This is a genomic window from Vulcanisaeta distributa JCM 11217 (genome assembly GCF_001316005.1).
Taxonomy (GTDB): Archaea; Thermoproteota; Thermoprotei; order Thermoproteales; family Thermocladiaceae; genus Vulcanisaeta; species Vulcanisaeta distributa_B.
The window spans coordinates 135,475-152,713 of record NZ_BBBJ01000002.1; the positions used below are offsets into that span (position 1 = coordinate 135,475).

Here is a 17,239-nt window from a genome sequence, read left to right on the forward strand (position 1 = left end):
GATTGATAAATCCTCATTCCCTACTTAATTGGAGCGAGTTTCATTGTTTCATTAAGGGTACACATGTTTTATGAGAATTACTGCGTAATGCAGCATCTAAGGGAACATTGCATTTAATAATTTAGGACTGCCATGGATAGGATGTGGGCTTGTCTGAAGGGTCATTAATTGTGAGGTTTGTTGATGGTGAGGAATGCACGTTTAAGGTTCTTGAAGGCTCCTTTAGACTATGTAGTTCCGAGCTTTCTCTCAATATATTGAAGTATGATTATGGAAGTATAATCGAAATATCCGTAAGATCCGGTGGAACCGACCTAGATGAGTATCCAGTCTTAATGGACCTTGACCTTGATGAACAGGCCCAGGGCCTATTAGCTTTAACCCTCCTAAATCTTTCAGGTTCTTTCATGAACAAAGCCTTCAATTACTATAATTATATTGCCCAGGGTAAGATGCCGAAATCCGAACCACCACCCGAAAGACCTGAGTATCCAGGTGATATTAACTACGTTGGTAAGTGGGAGCATGACTCAGTTAATAGCTGGGCGTTTCCAATGTTTCCAAGAGACCCTGGTAAAATACCGCCTTACACAGTATTTCTATTAACTAAGCTAGGTAATTCATACAGAGCCTACTTAGCGCTGTCCTCGGATCAATTAACGGGCTTCATAGGGCCTGGTCCTAAACTAGTAACGTTCACCGGTAAGCCTAGCCAAAACATTAAGGGTTGGCCCTTGGTAGTGGGCATTAGTAGGGATCCTTATGAGGCTGTTGAGAACGCCGTTAAACTAGCCTCAATGGTTACTCCCATCAAGCATAGAAGGAGTAAGGTTAGGCCGAGGTTCATGAACGGGTTAGGGTGGTGTAGTTGGAATGCCCTATTAACGGAGGATTTGAATCATGAGAATATTGTGAGAATTGTTAAGGGTCTTAGGGATAGGGGGGGTGTGCCAATTAGGTGGGTTTTGATTGATGATGGTTGGCAGGAGTTGAGGAACGGAATCCTCAATAGTGTTAAGCCGGACATGTCTAGGTTTCCCAAGGGTTTTAGGGCCCTTATAGATGAGTTGAAGGCTTTAGGCATTGAGGATGTTGGATTATGGTTTACAGTAAATATGCACTGGAGAGGCGTTACTGAGGACTTCCTGAAATCACTAGGTGTGGAGGGTTATAGGGTGGGTGAGGGTTACGTACCCATGCCCAATCTTGAGGGTGCGTTTAAGCTCTATGATGCTTGGTTCAGGGTACTCAAGGTTGAGGGTTTTGGTTTTGTGAAGGTTGATAATCAGTGGATTATCCATAGGCTTTATTGGGGGCTTTGTAAACGATGCCGAAGCCTCTAGGGCTATTGAATTAGCTCTTCAATTAGCCGCCGTCTCGAATGGCTTAGACGTATTGAATTGCATGGATATGGCTCCTGGGAACTACAGTAATTACGCACTGAGTAATGCCATGAGGGTTTCCCAGGACTACATACCAATGTGGCGTGCAGATGCTAAGTTACACACGTTATGGAGCGTTTACAATAGCCTGCTCTACAGTCACTTTGCGTATCCTGATTATGATATGTGGATGAGTTATGACCAATCAACCAGGTTAATGGCAGTAACGAGGGTTTTCAGCGGAGGCCCTATTTATATCGCTGATCGTGAACCGGAAAGGACTGATGTCGAATTAATTAAATGGATCACACTCAGTAATGGTGAAGTTATTAGGGTGGATGAACCCGCACTGCCCACGAGGGATATCCTATTTAGGGACCCATATAATGAGGCTGTGCTTCTCAAACTTGCGTCAACGGTTAATGGATACCCAGTAATTGCGTTCATGAACATTAATAGTGATGGCCTAAGAATTAGTGAGGAGTTTAAGTTAGATAACATGCCCATGAGATTAAGCGGTCGATACGCATACTATAAAGTTATTACTGGTGAGTGGGGGGGGATCATTGAGGCTAGTGGTTCAATTAAGGTTGAGCTAAATGAACTTGAGGTAGAAGTAATAGTGCTAGCGCATTAATTAATGGTAACAAGACCGTGATAGGTATGGCAGAGAAGGTATTACCACCATACCCATTAAATCTTATTAAGATAAACGACAGAATTATTGCAAGGGTTAGGGACGAGGGTACGCTACTGTACGTTAAAGATAATACATTGAATAAGGCCAACGTTAAAGCTGGTGATATTATTGAAGTTTAATGGATATTAAGAATACGATGTAATTAAGTTTCCTGGAAAAACAATGCCGTGATTGGTGGGCCCGCGGGATTTGAACCCGGGACCTCCCGGTTATCAGCCGTACGCGGGGGGGCTGCCGCCCCAGGGCGCTCCAACCTGGCTGAGCTACGGGCCCTCAGGTTAATGCCTTATTCGTGTTTTTATGCTTTTCTTCCCTGCCCATCATGTGAATAACCTTTATTATTAAATTCTGTATCATTTTTGTGTTGGGTATGGGTAGCGGTAATACCGCTGTTGGTGTTGGTAGGCTTATTGCTAGGTTGCTACTTGAGTGGATTCTTCTCGCCATAATTGGTGCCTTAATTTACGTACTTTACATAAACATTGTTTTTTACTTAATACCCACTAGCTGGAAGAGTGTTCTCCTGGCCTACGATAGTGTTGTTAGGTCTGTGATTATAGTCACCATTGGTGCAGTTCTCGTTTGGGATACTGGGAGGAGAATTAGTGACTACATTAGTAAGTATGATAGGGTTAGGGGGGGTACAGTGCTCAAGTTCGTGCTTGACACCGTGCTCATAGTGGCTATATTAATAGCCTTGGCCATAACCTTTGAGAAGTTTGGCCTATCGGTGGCCGCCTTCTCAGGCACTGCGGTTGGTATTATTGTTGGTCTCGCCGCACAGCAAACGCTATCAAATGTCATTGCTGGTATAGTAATTATAATGACCGGTAGGTATAAGCCAGGTGATAGGGTCACAATCGTTAATTGGAGGTACGGCATAATAAGGGCTATGTATCCGCATGAGGGGTTGCCGAATGGTTTTACCGGTGTCATTAGGAATATAACGCTGATGTTCACAGAGGTTATTAGTGATAGTGGCTGGGTATATACCATACCCAATTACGTGATGCTTGACGCCTTAATAATACATAGAGATGTTGCACCATTTAAGCGTATTAGGGCTAGGATTGACGTACCATCGAGCATTGATCCCTGGGTCTTCGAGGAGAGGATTAAGGAGGCCCTTAGAGATGGTAGGATTAAGAGTGTTAGGGTTAAGGTTGGTGAGACTTGGCAAAGCACTAATCTTTACCAGGCAATAATTGAGGTTTTAGCTGACGGTAAGGCTGATGGTGAGGAAATAAAGGATTTGGTGCTTAGGGAGGCTGTGAGGATTAGGAACGAGTTAAGCAAACAATAACAATAATTTTAATTATGAATATTTTAGTTAGCATTTTTATAGCAAGTACTCGAATTCCTCAAGACCTAGCCTCTTCAGCGTGTCCCTTGTGGGTTTACCATCAACCCAACCCCCCCTAAGCTTATAATACACCTTTATTCCCTCATCAAACATCTTAGCCGCTGAGTGACCCTTAGCTGGGCCGTCCGGTATTGGCTCCCTCATCCTAGGCGGTAACTCATCCTTAACCCACTTACCCTCCCTAACCCAGTGCAGCCTCTCAACATTGAATATCCTCTCGCCAATCGTTAACACGTCCTGAGGCGTTAAGTCCCAACCAAAGGCCGCGTTGTATAGGTCTGCAAAGTCCTTCTCAGTGTCTATGTTGGGCATTAGGTTCTCGAACTTGCAGAATATCGTCGAGTCAACAACCGCGAATAGGTCTTGGTTCCACTTAACGAGTCTAGCCTGCTTCTCGATGCACTCCTGCGTCTCGCAGAATGGGTCAACCTTCTCAGGGACGCCGAACACCTCCCAAGTCGGTGTGTAGGCCTCTAGGTGGTCACCACCCTATTAGCCGTGTAGTAGGCTATTGCGAAGCCCTTTAGTGCTCTCGGGTCGTATGCAGGTAATCCCTGACCCCTTGAGCCACTAAATAATTGTGGCATTCCATACTTAACAGCTAACCTATAATCGCCCTCCGCTAAGTCGTCACCAACGCCATCCCTATAGGCAATTTTATAAATTAAGTACTCAATGGCGCCAGGATCACCCCCCCAATCAACGTCTAGGTTCAGCTTACCATTCTTTGCTAGCTCCACAGCCATCGCCAACGTGTTGCCAAGGCTTATTGTGTCGAGTCCAAGCTCATTAGCCAACTTCTGGTACTTAAGGTCAGCCTCTGGGTCTGTTATGCCTATGTTGGGTCCAAGGGACCAGGTATTCTCATACTCTTGCTTAACGTATTTCTCCGTAACAGAGAACTTAAATGGACCAGACTTAATTATAGGCATTTGTGTACAGCCTATTGGGCAGTTATAGCAACCATGAACCTCGGTTGGGTAGTGATCCTTAATGTACTCCTCACTGACCGGAGTAACGTCCTTAAGCTTCCCAGTCCCACCGAAGTTGTAGTGAGGTAATGCACCTATTGATTGTATTATGTTCATTAACACATTTGTACCGTACTTATGAAGCACCTTGGTTGTGTCGTGTGTCGCTATCCTCTTGACTATATCCGTGTTAACCTTCATGAACTTAGCCCTATCAACGAGTTCCTTGCTTAGGTCCCTCGTACCCCCCCAAACTAGTATGCCCTTAAGTAACTTACTACCCATCACTGCGCCGACGCCACCCCCCCTACCTGCAAACCTCTCATAGTCACTAAATCTAATGCCGGAGATCTTAACCAGGTTCTCGCCTGCTGGCCCAATCACTGCAACGCCTGCCTTGGTCTCATCTGGTGGGAATCCATTCTCCTCAAGTATTATCTTTGTGGAGGCCCCCCCAGTCCACTTGCCCCCCCAAATGTGCTTTGCAGGCTTTAGCTTTGGTTCTCCATCCTTAATAACCAGGTACACCGGTTCATCAGCCTTACCCTCGATTATTAAGCCATCATAACCAGACCTCCTAAGCCAGTAGGAGAAGTTACCACCAGCATTCGAGTGCGTGTAAACGCCATTTAATGGTGACCTGGTTGTTACGTTTATCCTGCTCGAGGATATCGTTGCAATACCGCTCAATGGCCCTGAGAATATGAATAACTTATTGCTTGGGTCGAGTGGGTCAATGCCCCCCCTTGGTATTTCCTTAAGGGCTAAGTACGCGGCTAATCCCCCCCTACCGCCCAGGAATTTCTTTAGAAGGTCTTCCTTAATCACTTCCTCAGTGAAGTGCTCTCTTGATAAGTCGACTCGCAGTATTCTAAAAACTGTCATAGATCAGTTGACTAAGTGGTGGTATTTAAGTGCGTTGTTATCGGTAATTCAATAATATTCAGTTAAATATATTCGCATAAATTATAACCACAATAATTTAAGTAAATGAAATAAACTAAGCCAAAAATCCCAACCAATCCCTAAAGAGAATAAGTATTAAAACACTGAGTCCTTTAGGTGTTAAAGCGCGATGGTGAAATTCCCGTACTGGGTAATCGAGGGCGCTTTGGCAGGCTCGTCAATGCCTCTTGATGAGGATACGGTGGCCATGTGGCATAGGATGAGGATTAGGGCCGTGGTGATACTCGTTGAGGAGTGGGAGTTTGCCATGGAGGGTTGGGACTTCAATGAGTATGTAAATACGTTGAGGAGGTTTGGCATGGATTATCTGCACGTCCCAACGAGGGATGCTATGCACCGCCTGAGGATGTTCTTTATAATATTGTTACCTGGATTGATAAGAATATAATGAGCGGTAAGCCAGTTCTCGTTCATTGCCATGCTGGTATCGGTAGGTCACCCACCGTCATAGCTGCATACTTAATGTATAGGAGGGGTTTGAGCGCCGATGATGCCATCGAGGTTGTTGGTAGGTATAATGATGAGTTTTCAATAACGAATGAGCAGTATTTAACCCTCGTTGCTTTTGAGCATTATTTACGAAGTATTAAGAATGCTAATACTCCTTAGTCCTTATTAGTGAGCCAAGTATTACGAGTAATGCGCCAACTATCATCATGACTGATCCATATATCGCGAGCATCATGGGATTACTCGGCGATGAGTTGAGGAATAGTATTACGGCCATCGTTGTTAATGGGCCTATGGAAGCATTTATGTTCCACCCAAAAGCCACGGCGCTCCACCTAATCTCTGTTGGGAATATTGACGTGAAGTAAAGTGTCTGTGGTGCTGCGGCTAATCCGAAGAGTATACCCATTAATAGGCTTGCGTAAGTCGAAGATGGGTTTAATGTGAATGCCAGGTAAACAATGAGTGGCTCAACACCAATAGGAGTGTTGATGGTGCAATGAAGGACCTCCTAAGGCCCAACGCCCTTATCAGGAATCCACTAAGTAACTCACCAATCACGGCACCTATACCACCATACATACCAAGCACTAAGGCCCAGGTATACGCCTTATTAACAGGTAATTGAAGCTTTGGCGCAATTATTCTTGGCATTACGTACGCCCAATAGCCCGACCCGCCGTAGTAGTAAATCGTTAATCCAAGATTAATCAGTATTAATGCTATAAATGGTACCCAATAACGGGAAAGAACAACGCCTAAAGGCACCTTAACAACGCCCTTAGACCTAACCTGCTCAATCCACTCAAGGGATTCCGAGCCCCAGAGCCTAATTATTAAGGCTATCAGCTGGTATGGCACCTGTTATGAAGAGTATTCTCCAGCCATACACATTAAAGGCCTGGTGCATCGCAGATTTAACGCTCAGGGTTACGAACGATGTTAGGAACACGGCCCAGGAAAGCCCTGAGTACATAACGCCATTTATGTATGGCCTAATACCCCCCCTAGGCGTTAGTTCAAGGGCCCAGGAGGCGCCACCACCAGCCTCACCGCCAAGTCCAATGCCCTGCAGAACCCTCATTAAGTATAGAAGTATTGGCGCCATAACCCCCCCAGCCGTGTAGTACGTGGGTAACAAACCTATTGCTAGTGTTGCTAATCCCACGAGCGCGGCATCCGATATAGTCGCCAGCCTCCTTCCACGGACATCACCAACCCAGCCAAATATTACTGCGCCAATGGGTCTGACGAAGTATGTCGTTGCAAAGGCACCCCCCCAGGTCTCTATGGCACTTACTATGGCTACCCTTGATGGGAAGAAGTACATTTCAAGTATTGGCGCTAGCGACGCGAAGAGTATGATGTCGTAATACTCAAGGCCCCCCCAAACAAGCATCGTACTAATGGCGGCAAGTATGCTCTGTCTAAGTGTTAATTGTTTAGGTGCGTAACCAAACACATGATTACGTACCGGCGCCGTTTAAATGCTTTTCCCTGAATTCATTTTATAGTTTGATTTAAATTGGGCGTATTAATTCTAGCAACTGTGGTGATTAATTGAGTATTAAGAGCCTTGTTGATGCGTATGATCAACTGGATCCCTTTGATCTCAGGGTACTTAGAATCATAGAGATCGGCCATAGGAAGTTCGAGTTCGTCCCACTCGAGGTCATTACGGATTGGAGCAAGAGGTCTGAGGAGTTGGTTGGTAAGTCCCTTAAGAAGCTCAATGCGCTGGGCATGGTAATTAGGTACAGGGGTAATTACACTGGTTATAGGCTCACCTTCATGGGTTACGACGCACTTGCACTACATACGCTTGCCAAGAGGGGCATTATTGAGAAGGTTAGCCCAACACCGATTGGTGTTGGTAAGGAGTCTGACGTATATGCAGGTGACGCTGTTGGTGACGGCAAGGTCGTGCTTAAGTTCCATAGACTTGGCAGGACGAGTTTTAGGCAAATTAGAAGATTCAGGGCTTGGATTGGGAATAGGAGACACATAACCTGGCTTTACGAATCGAGCTCTCAGCCCATGCTGAGTACAAGGCACTGATCCTCGCATATAATGCTGGAATTAACGTACCCAGGCCAATAACCGTTAATAGGCACACGGTAGTGATGTCCTATATAAACGGTGCGCAGCTATCCGAGGTCGGGGATGCCGATAATCCCGAGGACCTGTACTGGGGCATTATTGAGGGTATTAAGAAGTTATTTGCAGATGTTGGCATTGTTCATGGGGGGGACTTAAGCGAGTTTAATATAATGATTGACCTGGACAATGGCGAGCCATACATCATCGACTGGCCTCAGTGGGTACCAAGGAATGCGCCGGGTGCCTTGGATATGCTGCGTAGAGATATCACTAATGTGACCAGGTACTTCGTGAAGAGGTTTGGGCTTGATGTGGACATTGATGAAGTTTATAATTACGTGGTTGGTAATGTGGAGGTTAGGGAGGAGAGTCTTGAGGAGGCCCTTGAGGAGCTGCTCGGTAGTGAGGGGTTGAGCGAGCTCATGGGCTCGGAGAAGGAGGAGGAGTTCGAGGATACGTAGTGAGTCGTGAATAAACAAATTTAAGTAAGGTTGATAGTAATCTTAGCTTAAGTAATGCTTATTGAGGAGTTGAGTTCAGGGCCGATAATTGGGATTGACATCAATGGCAGGAGGTTCTCATACGCAATACTTAGTAATGGCGAAATAATTGAGAAGGGGGTCATTGATCCTCAAGACTTAATAAAGATAGTTAAGAAGGTTAGACCTAAGGCCATAGCCATTGACAATATCGGCGAATTAATGGAGTTGAGCCCCTCAATCATTAAGAGACTCGGTAGGCTCCCATTTAATGTGTACCTAATCCAGGTAACGAAGGTTAGACCTGACACTGATGAGACAATGGAGCTCCTCGTTAATAAGTACTTTGGATTGAGCGTGGCTAAGCTCGACCCAGATTCAACCGCTGAATATCTCGCAAGGCTATGCGCGATGGGTGTTGGTTCCATAGTTAAAGTCTACGAGCCTGAGACTAAGATAATCATTAAGGCCGCGATATCAACGACGCCCGGTGGCATGAGTAGGAATAGGTTTGAGAGGAATATCGCTCATAGGATTAAGTACCTGGCTAAGGAGATTAAGGAGAAGTTGGAGAGTAACGGCCTTGATTATGACATATTCATAACGCCGGAGAGTGAGGGGGTTGAGGTCCGTGGTATTCATCGTATATGCTGACAGGAGTCTCGTTAGGTCTGTGGTTAAGCCTCGTAAGAGTATGGACGTTAAGGTAATAATAGAGTCAGTGCCGACTGATTCGATAAAGTTCGTGGGATTGACGGAGCAGGAGGGCACTGAGGGCATAGGCTCGGCTAAGGATAGGAAGTTGATTGTTGGTATTGATCCAGGCATAGTCACTGGTGTGGCTGTTCTTGATTTAAATGGTAACGTACTAACGCTGCAAAGCGGTAAGAACTTGAGCAGGAGACATGTGCTTAGGATCGTGTATCAGTACGGCACTCCAGTACTGATTGCCGTGGATACGGCCAAACCCTCAGACTACGCCAAGAAGTTGGCCGCAATGGTTGGTGCAGTAATTTACTACCCAGATAGGGACTTGAGTATTGCGAGAAGAGTGAGATTGCAATTAAGATTTCCCGTGAGCAGGGAGTTACGGTTAAGGATCCGCACATGAGGGATGCCCTGGCGGCGGCATATAAGGCATTCATTCAATTGAAGCCTAAGCTTGATAGGGTTGAGGAGGAGGTCAGGAGAGCTTATGCCAAGGCTATTGATGATGCGAAGGCACTCGTTATTAAGGGTGCGTCAATAAGGCAGGCAATTGATGAGGTTAGTAAAAGGATTGAGGTTCAACCACAGCAGGAGGTCAGGCTACTGACCACTGAGAAGTGTGAGTGCGAGTGTGATAAGCTGCGTGAGGAGTATGAAAGCACGATAAGGACTTTAAATGCTGAGATTGAGAGATTGAATAAGTTATATAGCGAGACTAAGGAGAAGCTTGAGGAGTTGATTAATAATTACGATGCTGAGGTTAGGAAGGACCAAGTCGTTAGGTCGTTGTATGCCAGGATTGAAATGCTTGAGGGTGATATTGAGAAGTATAAGCTTAGGATTAAGGAGCTTGAGAGTAATATGAGGACTCTAATGAATGACTTCCTTGAGTACCTAAGGGGGGGTAGTAAGTACGTGTTGATAAGGTACTCCGAGGGGCTCGACCTTAACTCAGTGGTTCAGATACATAATTCCATCCTTATGATGAGTATTGGGGGGGAGTTAATGAATGTGGGTATTGATAAGTTAATTGGCATTGGCATAAACTCCGTGGTTCTCATCGATGTTACTGAAAAGAGTATGCTAAGGCCAATATGGAAGAGGGGGGGTTTGAGGGTTATACCCATTAGCATGATTTATAACGGTTCATTAAGTGATGTCTTATTCATTGATAGGTCGGTAATAAATAATGCCATTGAATCCCTTGGTAAGGAATTCCTCAGCGCCCTTGATGAGGATCAGTTAAGAAAGATGATAAATGAGTATAGGCGTTTAAGGAGTGGTATGTTAGAATAATGACACCTTACTCTTAACTACGAGCTCCGTCAACGACGTTATGTTATCAAGCTCCTCATTAACTATACCGTCAATCTCATTCCTAACCTCACCACTTAATGTGGCACCTGGTTCTGGAAGAACCTCCACATTCGCAACCAGTGGCTCATTTATTGGCTTGCCAATCTGGCTAAGCAGATAAACGTAGACCTCCCTCAATCCCTTAACCTCGCTATAGATCCTCTCTGCGATCTTATTGGCGAGTACGTTGTAGAGCTTACCAATGTGGCTAACTGGGTTCTTACCTGCCGTAGCCTCCATGGTCATGGGCCTCATTGGCGTTATTAATCCATTGGCCCTATTACCACGTCCAGTGGCTCCATCATCGCCATGCTCGGCGGATGTGCCCGTAACCGTTAGGTAGAATATGCCGTGCTCAGGCTTGTCCGCGGCGTTTACTGTCACGTCAACTGTTAGGTTCGGCGTAATCTTAGCCGCTAGGTCAAGAACCTTATTCTTAACCTCCTCCTTAACATTAAGGTAGTGATCCTTGTCCTTAACGAGGGATGAAATCATTGCTGAGGCTATTGTTAACTTCACGTCTTTGCCGATCCTCAAACCCATGACCTTCACATCCTCGCCAACCTCAGGTAGCTTAGCCTTAAACTCCCTGGAATTAAGCAATCTCTCTGTCTCAAGAACTAATCTCTCCGTGTCAGTTAATGGTGCAAAGCCAACGCCGATAGACGTGTCATTAGCCAGTGGAATCTTTGTTGCTTTGACACCGAGCTCGTAAACACCGACTAAGTCCGTTGACCCCCCCATGCCAACCCTATAATCAATGACCACGTGCTTATCCGGATCAAGGAACCTAAAGTTGTTCTTAATCCAATCCTTAATCGCTGATATTATTATTGTGCCTATTGGCACCTTCTCAACGCCTGTGGCGGTCTTAACCTCGGTTGTCACCCTACCAGCGACGAGTATGTATATTGGCTGAATGACATCTCCACCGCCAAACCGTGGGCTAGCTTGACCACCAACAACGAGTACTTTATCCACATTATGATGGAGTATCACACCATACTTCTCCAGGTAGTAATTAGATAACGCCTTACTAACGGCTTCAGCCGAGGCATCAGCGATATAATCTGGGTGGCCAAGGCCCTTTCTCTCGACTAACTCAACATTTAATTCCGAAACAGGCTTCCTATCTATTGTATTTATTGTTATTGTCCTGGCCATGCCCATCACCCCCCCATCGCCTCCTCAGACGTTATATATAGTATCTGCGTACCCCCCCTAATTACTAACCTGCCATACTTAACAACCACATTCTCACCCTTCTGGTCGAGTTCCTCACCCTCATCAATGATCAAATTCATGCAATCGTCGTAATTCACGAGAACTCCCCCCCTCAATACCTTATTATTCTTAAGCCTTATTGTTACGTGTTTACCAACCAACTTTTGCAATGTTTTCATTGGTTGTTGGGGCCTTTCCATTAATGACGTGTCGAGAAAGCCTATATTTAAATCTTAGCACCCTCTAAGAGTGTTAAAAGTAACATTACCAGGGCTATGTATATTATATACTTGGCGTTACTCACTTTCAATTTTAGAATACTCAAGAACCCTATCAATAAGCTCAATATGAGCCAATAAAGTCCTCCTACAGCAATAACGCGTAACACCGAGGTCATCAAGGACCTTCTCAGGATTCTCGCCATTTAAGACCCTCTGCTTAAATGGTTCCCATAAATGACCAAGTGGTCGCCCACAGGTCCAGCACCTAATGGGTACAATCATTAAGTACGCAGTAATGACCCCCCCTTTAAATTGTTTTTGTAATGAAATTGGGAAATAGGAAGTACTAGGGAATTTACCTATATGCCTTCTGACGCTTACTCCTTGCATGCTTTAAACCAGGCTTCTTGGGCTCAGTCCTCCTCGGGTCTCCCTTAATCATTGATGGGTCATAGGCCATGTAAAGCTCAAGCAACTTCGAATTCTGGAAATACTCAACGAGGCCCCCCCTGGCTATCGCCATCCTAACGGCAGTTGCCTGCCCCCCCATAAAGCCTCCACCCCCCCTCACTGTAACATCGATGTCCACCTTACTCGTTAACTCCTTACCCGCGAGCAGCAGTGCTCCATCATCCTCATCCTAGCCATCTCAATGGGCCAGATCTCGATTGGAACGCCATTAACCCTAACCCTGCCAATTCCAGGCCTAATCACTGCCTTAGCTATGGCGGTCTTCTTCTTACCAACGGCAATTACAACCCTAGCCCCCCCAGCTACCTCCTGAACGGTGGCGTTAGGTACAGACCTGGGTAAAGCTGTTGACTCACTACCCTGCTCACTCATGCACTACCACCCTTACTCTCAGCCTTTTTAAGCTTCGCCATTCTAGCCTCCCAAGCCTCCTTAGCCCTCCTCCAAGCCTCATATTGCTTAGGCTCTATGTGGCTCCAAAGCTCCTCCAGCGTCACGTATTTAGCACCGGGCCTAACAGATAATAATGCACCCTTTATTACCACCTTATCAACATTCATGTACTGCGGCGGAACACCCATGAAACCCTAACCCTCCTATACGCCTGCCTACCCCCCCTAAACTCCTTCCTTGGAAGCATACCCCCCCTGATAACCCTCCTCAAAATCCTGTCTGGCTTCCTAGGAATCTTTGGACCAGCCTTCTCGGGGGGGTTATAATGCGTCAACCACTCGCTTATCCTCGTCTTATACCAATTAAGCACCATGTTAAAGTCCCCCCCAGTAACGACTGCCTTCTCCGCATTAACAATGACAACCCTCCTACCCTCAAGCGCCCACTTAGCCACCACTGAGGCGAGCTACCAACGACGTGATTCGTAGCATCAACAACGATTTCATTTAGTTCGGGTGGATTCCTCTCTACGACAATCACCTTACTGCTCATGACCACCACCTTAAATTATTATCTTAACGTTACTACCCCCCCTATTATTCCTCCTAACAAGCTCAGGTATTGTGATTGCCTCGGCACCAGCCCTCTTAATGGCATCAAGGGCACCCCCCCTGGAGAAGGACCAAGCGGCTATTGTTACCTTCTTACTCAATACGCCATAACCAAGCACCTTACCTGGCACTATAACCACGTCGCCATCATTAACGAGCCTATTTATCTTGCCAACATTAACCTCGACCCTACGCCTAGTGGGCTTTTCAAGGAGGTCAGCCACGTAATCCCAAATCGCAGCCTTATACTCATTAGCAGCACGCCTAAGGAATCTAATCAACATTCGAAGCTCCACATTAGTGGGACCCGTTGGGTTTGGCGGCATGCGTGTTAACGCCAACGCAACCCTTTTTAAATAATTCGCAGCCGTAAATACCAATCATCACTCCTCGCCTGGGCCCTCCTCAGTGCCGAACTCCTCACCAGTAACTTCTGCTGATTCCTCCGCAGCCCCTCCAGCGGCTAATTCGCCACTTGGTGCTTGCCCTCTTGATAGTTCAAGCTCCAGTTCGTTAACGAATTCCTGGAACTTACCCTTAAGAATTCTGAAGCCCTCCCTAACCATGTCCTCAACAGGCATGTTTCCGAAGCTCTCGACCCAAAACACGTACTTATTCTCATCCCAATCAACCTTCAATGCCGGGCACACTTGCTCGCAAGTCTTCCACTTGTTAAATGTACACTTGAGCACGTCATTGATCACTATCGAGCCATCATCCCTAATCTCGAGGGCGCCATTACATACCTCAAGGCAAACCCTGCACTTATCATCAGCCTTACCAACAACACTAACCTTCGGGTAGTAGTAATACGACGCCAAACCCGCCTGCCACTTGGCGTGGTTCCTAGCCCTACCAAGCTTTGCGTAAGCCTCAAGCACGATCTTCTGGCCAGGTACTAATTTAACAATTGGTATGTCCTCGTACACAGGCCTAACCTCAGGATCGTCCGACTTCAAGTCCCTGCTATAGACTACCATTGGCTCCTTAGCCTCAACATTAAGCTCAAACCTAACCTGGCATAGGCTTGGGTCGACTAATTCCTGCTCGCACTCCTCGATCTTCGGCAGCTTCTTTAGGTCTGTCTTTATGGGTATCATGGATAACCTATGGGCAAGTACCTCGTCGTAAAGCACGGAGGTGTTATCCAATATTATTACTTCGTCAATCGCTAGGACGGGAACGTCGGAGATAAGGACCCTACGTAGTGAGTTAACAAGCGGTGGTGTGACTCCATCCACAACGGCCTTCAGGTACAGGTCTGACTTCTCAATAACCTTTACCAAGACCACGAAATGAGTGGTTGTGATTTTGAGTAAATAAACATTTCTTAGCTCTATTGCATTAGGCCCTTCCTCCCTGATCGCCATGGCAATGCCAGTACCGATGAGGACTATTAGTAGGTTAATGGCCAGTGCTATAACGCTATGTAAACAGGATGCCCAAGCAATGGATATAATGGGGGGGATTCATGCGCAGCAATAAATAGGTAAATACCGAGGCTTAGGCCGGTGGCCCACCCAACCATTAATGAGTACTTGTCAAGTTTATTAGTTAGTAATCCAAGGAAAACTGAAGGCAATGTCTGTGTAATTATTATACCGCCTAATAATTGAAGCCATATTGCGTAGGTGGCAGGTACTATGAATACGAAGCCTAACGCTAAGAACTTGAAGATGACTGAAGCCCACTTGGCGGCTCTCGTCTCTCCCTGAGGCGTTATCCTCGGATAAAGCGGCTTAATTATATTCCTAACCAATAGGTTCGCTTGCGACATAGCCATTATCGCAGCAGGTACAAGGCCGCCAATAAATATGCCAAGTAAGGCTAAGCCTGCTAATCCTGGTGGTAATACCGTAACGGCTAATGTCGGTATTGCTAAACTACCACGTGCGCTGACTGGGAATAGACTCAATATTTTCATTGCGGCGGCATCACCATAAACTAATATACCATACATTGCCAGCAGCGCCAATCCAATGCCATAGATGGGAAGTAAGGCAGTACTTATAGCTAATTTTTTATCACTCTCCGCACTTAATGCACCATTAACCGCATGCGGGTATAGGTAAAGCGCCAGTGCACTACCAACCCAGAGAGTCGTGTATGCAGCTATGAATGGGGTCTTAAGGAAATACACTCCGCTAACTAGGGGGGGTGGATCCCCCCCTCCTGATGCTACCAATGATGCCTCCTTAAAGGCAGCAGCGAAGGCGCCGGGTATTACCATGGGTGCGGCAATCAAGATTGCTATTATACTGAAGAAGATTATGGCGTCCTTAAGGACCGCCGTTAGTGTAGCTCCTCGCAGTCCGCTTGTGTATGTGAATGCCGCGAGTACGATAAACGCTATGGTTAATGCTAAGTCGCTCACTAATTTGATACTCTTAACTATGCCCAGCAACATTATTGTAAGTACTGCCTGTAAACCAATTATTTGCAATGCAATGTATGGGAATTCAGCGATTATGCCTGTGATCGCCACAAACGCAGCTAATAATTTACTGTTAAATCTATCCTGTACGAAATCAGCAGCTGTCACGTAACCACGTTGACGAGACCAACGCCAGAGCACAGGCATCGTAACCGCAGCGACGGCGAAGGTAGCCGATACGTAAGGCACTGCAAAAAAGTATAGCGCACCTGTGGCAAATACGCCAGATGGCACGGCAATAAAGGTGTAAGCCGTGTATAAGTCGGCGCCAACGAGGAACCACGCTAAAAATGTACCTAACCTACGCCCAGCTAATGCCCACTCATGCAATTGACTAAGGTCACCACGTCTCCATCTAGCTCCGTAAAAGCCAAGGAATACGAAAATTATGAAGAATGTTAGGAATACTCCCCAGTCAATTATTGAAACCACAGGCTCCATCACTCACCACCCTTACCTGGATATAATAATAGGACTGCTATTAGAAATAGAACGGCAGATATAAATAACCAAAGTGTTTGGTACCAATAAAAGAACGGAACGCCACCCAACTCAGGTTGTGCAGTATTGTACGCTGGGTAAGCCAGGTATACTATCCATGGTATTATAAATAATACACCAGCGATGACTTTACGCCAAGTCGCCACTCTTTTACCTACTTCCGCCGTCATATAATTAGTATTGGTATTATTAATTTTTAAGCAATACCTAAGGAGGAAACTTAATTTAGATGTCATAATTTGGTAAATGCTGATGGGTGTTAAAATATTACATATATCTGATGTTCATGGTGATATGTATTATATAGATTTAATAAGTGGCGTTATAAAGAGTGTCAATGCGGTAGTTGTGAGTGGTGACTTTGAGGATCCTGAGATATTAGACGTATTAAGTAGTTATGGTAAGTCTGTGTACGCGGTTATGGGTAACATGGATCCTTATAGCATTAGATCAAGGGCTCAGAAGTACTTAATTGAGGGGGCGTGTGGTACCTATTGGGTCGTTTTACCTGGCTGGTTATCCAATTAATACGGAGGGCATTAAGGATCTTGGTTCTAGGTTAATACTTGTATCCCATTACCCACCCTATGGTACGAGTGTGGATAGAGCTTGGAGTGGTGCGCATATTGGTAGCAAGTCTGTAAGAAAGTTCGTGGAGGATATTAAGCCATTGGCAGTTTTGTGCGGTCATGTTCATGAATCCCGCGGTATAGATAGGTTAGGTAATACTATTATTGTTAATCCAGGTCCATTAGCTAACGGATACTACGCAATTATAAATATTAATGATGATGGCACAGTCAATGCTGAATTAAATAAGTTATGACCCGCCCAGGCCCAGGGCCTGGGCGGGTCTTGGTGTGGGTGCATGCAGGGGGGGCATTATTGATTCCTTAATGGGTTAATTTA

Annotated in this window: 23 protein-coding genes, 1 tRNA gene and 3 pseudogenes; 13 read left to right on the plus strand and 14 right to left on the minus strand. The window is 45.7% G+C overall.

Annotation, left to right across the window (positions count from 1 at the left end):
• Positions 1-143 precede the first annotated feature (143 nt).
• Genes JCM11217_RS02730 through JCM11217_RS13130 form a run of 3 tightly spaced genes read left to right on the plus strand, consistent with a single transcriptional unit; the run spans position 144 to position 2,201 of the window.
• Positions 144-1,343, plus strand: a complete 1,200-nt coding sequence (locus JCM11217_RS02730) for a Sip1-related alpha-galactosidase (protein WP_054841973.1) — start codon at positions 144-146, stop codon at positions 1,341-1,343.
• Entirely contained in the window at positions 1,279-2,019 is a 741-nt protein-coding gene (locus tag JCM11217_RS02735) for a Sip1-related alpha-galactosidase (protein ID WP_243678131.1), read from the plus strand. Before JCM11217_RS02730 ends, JCM11217_RS02735 begins: the two co-directional genes overlap by 65 nt.
• A 17-nt stretch (positions 2,020-2,036) precedes the next feature.
• A complete protein-coding gene (locus tag JCM11217_RS13130; protein WP_243678132.1) occupies positions 2,037-2,201 on the plus strand; it encodes a hypothetical protein in 165 nt (54 codons plus the stop codon).
• A gap of 53 nt (positions 2,202-2,254) precedes the next feature.
• On the opposite strand, the gene JCM11217_RS13135 is transcribed toward JCM11217_RS13130, so the two are convergent.
• Positions 2,255-2,355, minus strand: a tRNA-Ile gene (locus JCM11217_RS13135).
• A 97-nt stretch (positions 2,356-2,452) separates the two neighbouring features.
• Between JCM11217_RS13135 and JCM11217_RS02740 the strand changes: the two genes are divergently transcribed.
• Positions 2,453-3,385 (plus strand): mechanosensitive ion channel family protein, encoded by a 933-nt coding sequence (locus tag JCM11217_RS02740; RefSeq protein WP_054841975.1) that lies wholly within the window; start codon positions 2,453-2,455, stop codon positions 3,383-3,385.
• A gap of 36 nt (positions 3,386-3,421) precedes the next feature.
• On the opposite strand, the pseudogene JCM11217_RS02745 reads toward JCM11217_RS02740, so the two are convergent.
• Positions 3,422-5,301, minus strand: a pseudogene (locus JCM11217_RS02745) (aldehyde ferredoxin oxidoreductase family protein).
• Between the two features lie 190 nt (positions 5,302-5,491).
• Between JCM11217_RS02745 and JCM11217_RS13140 the strand changes: the two are divergent.
• Positions 5,492-5,770 carry a hypothetical protein gene (locus JCM11217_RS13140; protein WP_243678133.1) on the plus strand — a complete coding sequence of 93 codons (279 nt, stop codon included), beginning with the start codon at positions 5,492-5,494 and terminating at the stop codon, positions 5,768-5,770.
• Positions 5,770-5,991, plus strand: a complete 222-nt coding sequence (locus tag JCM11217_RS13145; RefSeq protein ID WP_243678134.1) for a dual specificity protein phosphatase — start codon at positions 5,770-5,772, stop codon at positions 5,989-5,991. The genes JCM11217_RS13140 and JCM11217_RS13145 overlap by 1 nt, the downstream gene beginning before the upstream one ends.
• Here JCM11217_RS13145 and JCM11217_RS13150 read toward each other — a convergent pair.
• From JCM11217_RS13150 to JCM11217_RS13160, 3 genes are read right to left on the minus strand one after another with little or no spacing between them, the layout of a single operon-like run.
• Positions 5,978-6,241 (minus strand): hypothetical protein, encoded by a 264-nt coding sequence (locus JCM11217_RS13150; RefSeq protein ID WP_243678135.1) that lies wholly within the window; start codon positions 6,239-6,241, stop codon positions 5,978-5,980. The genes JCM11217_RS13145 and JCM11217_RS13150 overlap by 14 nt on opposite strands.
• A 29-nt stretch (positions 6,242-6,270) precedes the next feature.
• Complete coding sequence (locus tag JCM11217_RS13155; protein ID WP_243678136.1) at positions 6,271-6,693, minus strand: hypothetical protein; 423 nt, start codon at positions 6,691-6,693, stop codon at positions 6,271-6,273.
• Complete coding sequence (locus JCM11217_RS13160) at positions 6,662-7,294, minus strand: MFS transporter (RefSeq protein WP_243678137.1); 633 nt, start codon at positions 7,292-7,294, stop codon at positions 6,662-6,664. Before JCM11217_RS13160 ends, JCM11217_RS13155 begins: the two co-directional genes overlap by 32 nt.
• A 98-nt stretch (positions 7,295-7,392) precedes the next feature.
• Between JCM11217_RS13160 and JCM11217_RS13165 the strand changes: the two genes are divergently transcribed.
• From JCM11217_RS13165 to JCM11217_RS13185, 5 genes are read left to right on the plus strand one after another with little or no spacing between them, the layout of a single operon-like run.
• Complete coding sequence (locus tag JCM11217_RS13165; RefSeq protein WP_243678138.1) at positions 7,393-7,890, plus strand: hypothetical protein; 498 nt, start codon at positions 7,393-7,395, stop codon at positions 7,888-7,890.
• A gap of 20 nt (positions 7,891-7,910) precedes the next feature.
• Positions 7,911-8,393: an RIO1 family regulatory kinase/ATPase gene (locus JCM11217_RS13170; protein ID WP_243678227.1), complete on the plus strand. Its 483-nt coding sequence runs from the start codon at positions 7,911-7,913 to the stop codon at positions 8,391-8,393.
• A 54-nt stretch (positions 8,394-8,447) separates the two neighbouring features.
• A complete protein-coding gene (locus JCM11217_RS13175; RefSeq protein WP_243678139.1) occupies positions 8,448-9,065 on the plus strand; it encodes a hypothetical protein in 618 nt (205 codons plus the stop codon).
• Entirely contained in the window at positions 9,043-9,522 is a 480-nt protein-coding gene (locus tag JCM11217_RS13180) for a DUF460 domain-containing protein (protein WP_243678140.1), read from the plus strand. The genes JCM11217_RS13175 and JCM11217_RS13180 overlap by 23 nt, the downstream gene beginning before the upstream one ends.
• A complete protein-coding gene (locus tag JCM11217_RS13185; protein ID WP_243678141.1) occupies positions 9,519-10,415 on the plus strand; it encodes a hypothetical protein in 897 nt (298 codons plus the stop codon). The genes JCM11217_RS13180 and JCM11217_RS13185 overlap by 4 nt, the downstream gene beginning before the upstream one ends.
• On the opposite strand, the gene JCM11217_RS02770 is transcribed toward JCM11217_RS13185, so the two are convergent.
• The 9 genes and pseudogenes from JCM11217_RS02770 to JCM11217_RS02810 all read right to left on the minus strand — a co-directional run bounded on the left by JCM11217_RS02770 (position 10,407) and on the right by JCM11217_RS02810 (position 16,500).
• Positions 10,407-11,645, minus strand: a complete 1,239-nt coding sequence (locus JCM11217_RS02770) for a methionine adenosyltransferase (protein ID WP_054841976.1) — start codon at positions 11,643-11,645, stop codon at positions 10,407-10,409. The genes JCM11217_RS13185 and JCM11217_RS02770 overlap by 9 nt on opposite strands.
• Positions 11,645-11,899, minus strand: coding sequence for a small nuclear ribonucleoprotein (Sm) (locus tag JCM11217_RS02775; protein WP_054841977.1), 255 nt, complete (start codon positions 11,897-11,899; stop codon positions 11,645-11,647). Before JCM11217_RS02775 ends, JCM11217_RS02770 begins: the two co-directional genes overlap by 1 nt.
• 96 nt (positions 11,900-11,995) lie before the next feature.
• Positions 11,996-12,202 carry a DNA-directed RNA polymerase subunit N gene (locus tag JCM11217_RS02780; RefSeq protein WP_054841978.1) on the minus strand — a complete coding sequence of 69 codons (207 nt, stop codon included), beginning with the start codon at positions 12,200-12,202 and terminating at the stop codon, positions 11,996-11,998.
• 73 nt (positions 12,203-12,275) lie between these two features.
• Positions 12,276-12,763: pseudogene (locus JCM11217_RS02785) on the minus strand (30S ribosomal protein S9).
• A pseudogene (locus JCM11217_RS02790) lies at positions 12,760-13,336 on the minus strand (50S ribosomal protein L13). The pseudogenes JCM11217_RS02785 and JCM11217_RS02790 overlap by 4 nt, the downstream one beginning before the upstream one ends.
• A 10-nt stretch (positions 13,337-13,346) precedes the next feature.
• A complete protein-coding gene (locus tag JCM11217_RS02795; protein ID WP_054841980.1) occupies positions 13,347-13,721 on the minus strand; it encodes a 50S ribosomal protein L18e in 375 nt (124 codons plus the stop codon).
• A 57-nt stretch (positions 13,722-13,778) separates the two neighbouring features.
• Complete coding sequence (locus JCM11217_RS02800) at positions 13,779-14,687, minus strand: DNA-directed RNA polymerase subunit D (RefSeq protein WP_054842077.1); 909 nt, start codon at positions 14,685-14,687, stop codon at positions 13,779-13,781.
• Between the two features lie 125 nt (positions 14,688-14,812).
• Complete coding sequence (locus JCM11217_RS02805) at positions 14,813-16,270, minus strand: sodium:solute symporter (protein WP_243678142.1); 1,458 nt, start codon at positions 16,268-16,270, stop codon at positions 14,813-14,815.
• A complete protein-coding gene (locus tag JCM11217_RS02810; protein WP_243678143.1) occupies positions 16,270-16,500 on the minus strand; it encodes a DUF3311 domain-containing protein in 231 nt (76 codons plus the stop codon). The genes JCM11217_RS02805 and JCM11217_RS02810 overlap by 1 nt, the downstream gene beginning before the upstream one ends.
• An 82-nt stretch (positions 16,501-16,582) precedes the next feature.
• Here JCM11217_RS02810 and JCM11217_RS13190 point away from each other — a divergent pair, with 82 nt between their 5' ends.
• Positions 16,583-16,858, plus strand: coding sequence for a metallophosphoesterase family protein (locus tag JCM11217_RS13190; RefSeq protein ID WP_243678144.1), 276 nt, complete (start codon positions 16,583-16,585; stop codon positions 16,856-16,858).
• Positions 16,815-17,156 (plus strand): hypothetical protein, encoded by a 342-nt coding sequence (locus JCM11217_RS13195; RefSeq protein WP_243678145.1) that lies wholly within the window; start codon positions 16,815-16,817, stop codon positions 17,154-17,156. The genes JCM11217_RS13190 and JCM11217_RS13195 overlap by 44 nt, the downstream gene beginning before the upstream one ends.
• Positions 17,157-17,239 lie beyond the last annotated feature (83 nt).

Bases quoted from the DNA above. Each gene is read 5' to 3' on its own strand.
- JCM11217_RS02810 (WP_243678143.1), bottom strand. From the start codon at position 16,500: ATGACGGCGGAAGTAGGTAAAAGAGTGGCGACTTGGCGTAAAGTCATC.
- JCM11217_RS02770 (WP_054841976.1), bottom strand. From the start codon at position 11,645: ATGGGCATGGCCAGGACAATAACAATAAATACAATAGATAGGAAGCCT.
- JCM11217_RS02775 (WP_054841977.1), bottom strand. From the start codon at position 11,899: ATGGAAAGGCCCCAACAACCAATGAAAACATTGCAAAAGTTGGTTGGT.
- JCM11217_RS02795 (WP_054841980.1), bottom strand. From the start codon at position 13,721: ATGCCGCCAAACCCAACGGGTCCCACTAATGTGGAGCTTCGAATGTTG.
- JCM11217_RS02740 (WP_054841975.1), top strand. From the start codon at position 2,453: ATGGGTAGCGGTAATACCGCTGTTGGTGTTGGTAGGCTTATTGCTAGG.
- JCM11217_RS13185 (WP_243678141.1), top strand. From the start codon at position 9,519: ATGAGGGATGCCCTGGCGGCGGCATATAAGGCATTCATTCAATTGAAG.
- JCM11217_RS13140 (WP_243678133.1), top strand. From the start codon at position 5,492: ATGGTGAAATTCCCGTACTGGGTAATCGAGGGCGCTTTGGCAGGCTCG.
- JCM11217_RS13150 (WP_243678135.1), bottom strand. From the start codon at position 6,241: ATGGGTATACTCTTCGGATTAGCCGCAGCACCACAGACACTTTACTTC.
- JCM11217_RS13190 (WP_243678144.1), top strand. From the start codon at position 16,583: ATGGGTGTTAAAATATTACATATATCTGATGTTCATGGTGATATGTAT.
- JCM11217_RS02780 (WP_054841978.1), bottom strand. From the start codon at position 12,202: ATGATTGTACCCATTAGGTGCTGGACCTGTGGGCGACCACTTGGTCAT.
- JCM11217_RS13175 (WP_243678139.1), top strand. From the start codon at position 8,448: ATGCTTATTGAGGAGTTGAGTTCAGGGCCGATAATTGGGATTGACATC.
- JCM11217_RS13145 (WP_243678134.1), top strand. From the start codon at position 5,770: ATGAGCGGTAAGCCAGTTCTCGTTCATTGCCATGCTGGTATCGGTAGG.
- JCM11217_RS02805 (WP_243678142.1), bottom strand. From the start codon at position 16,270: ATGGAGCCTGTGGTTTCAATAATTGACTGGGGAGTATTCCTAACATTC.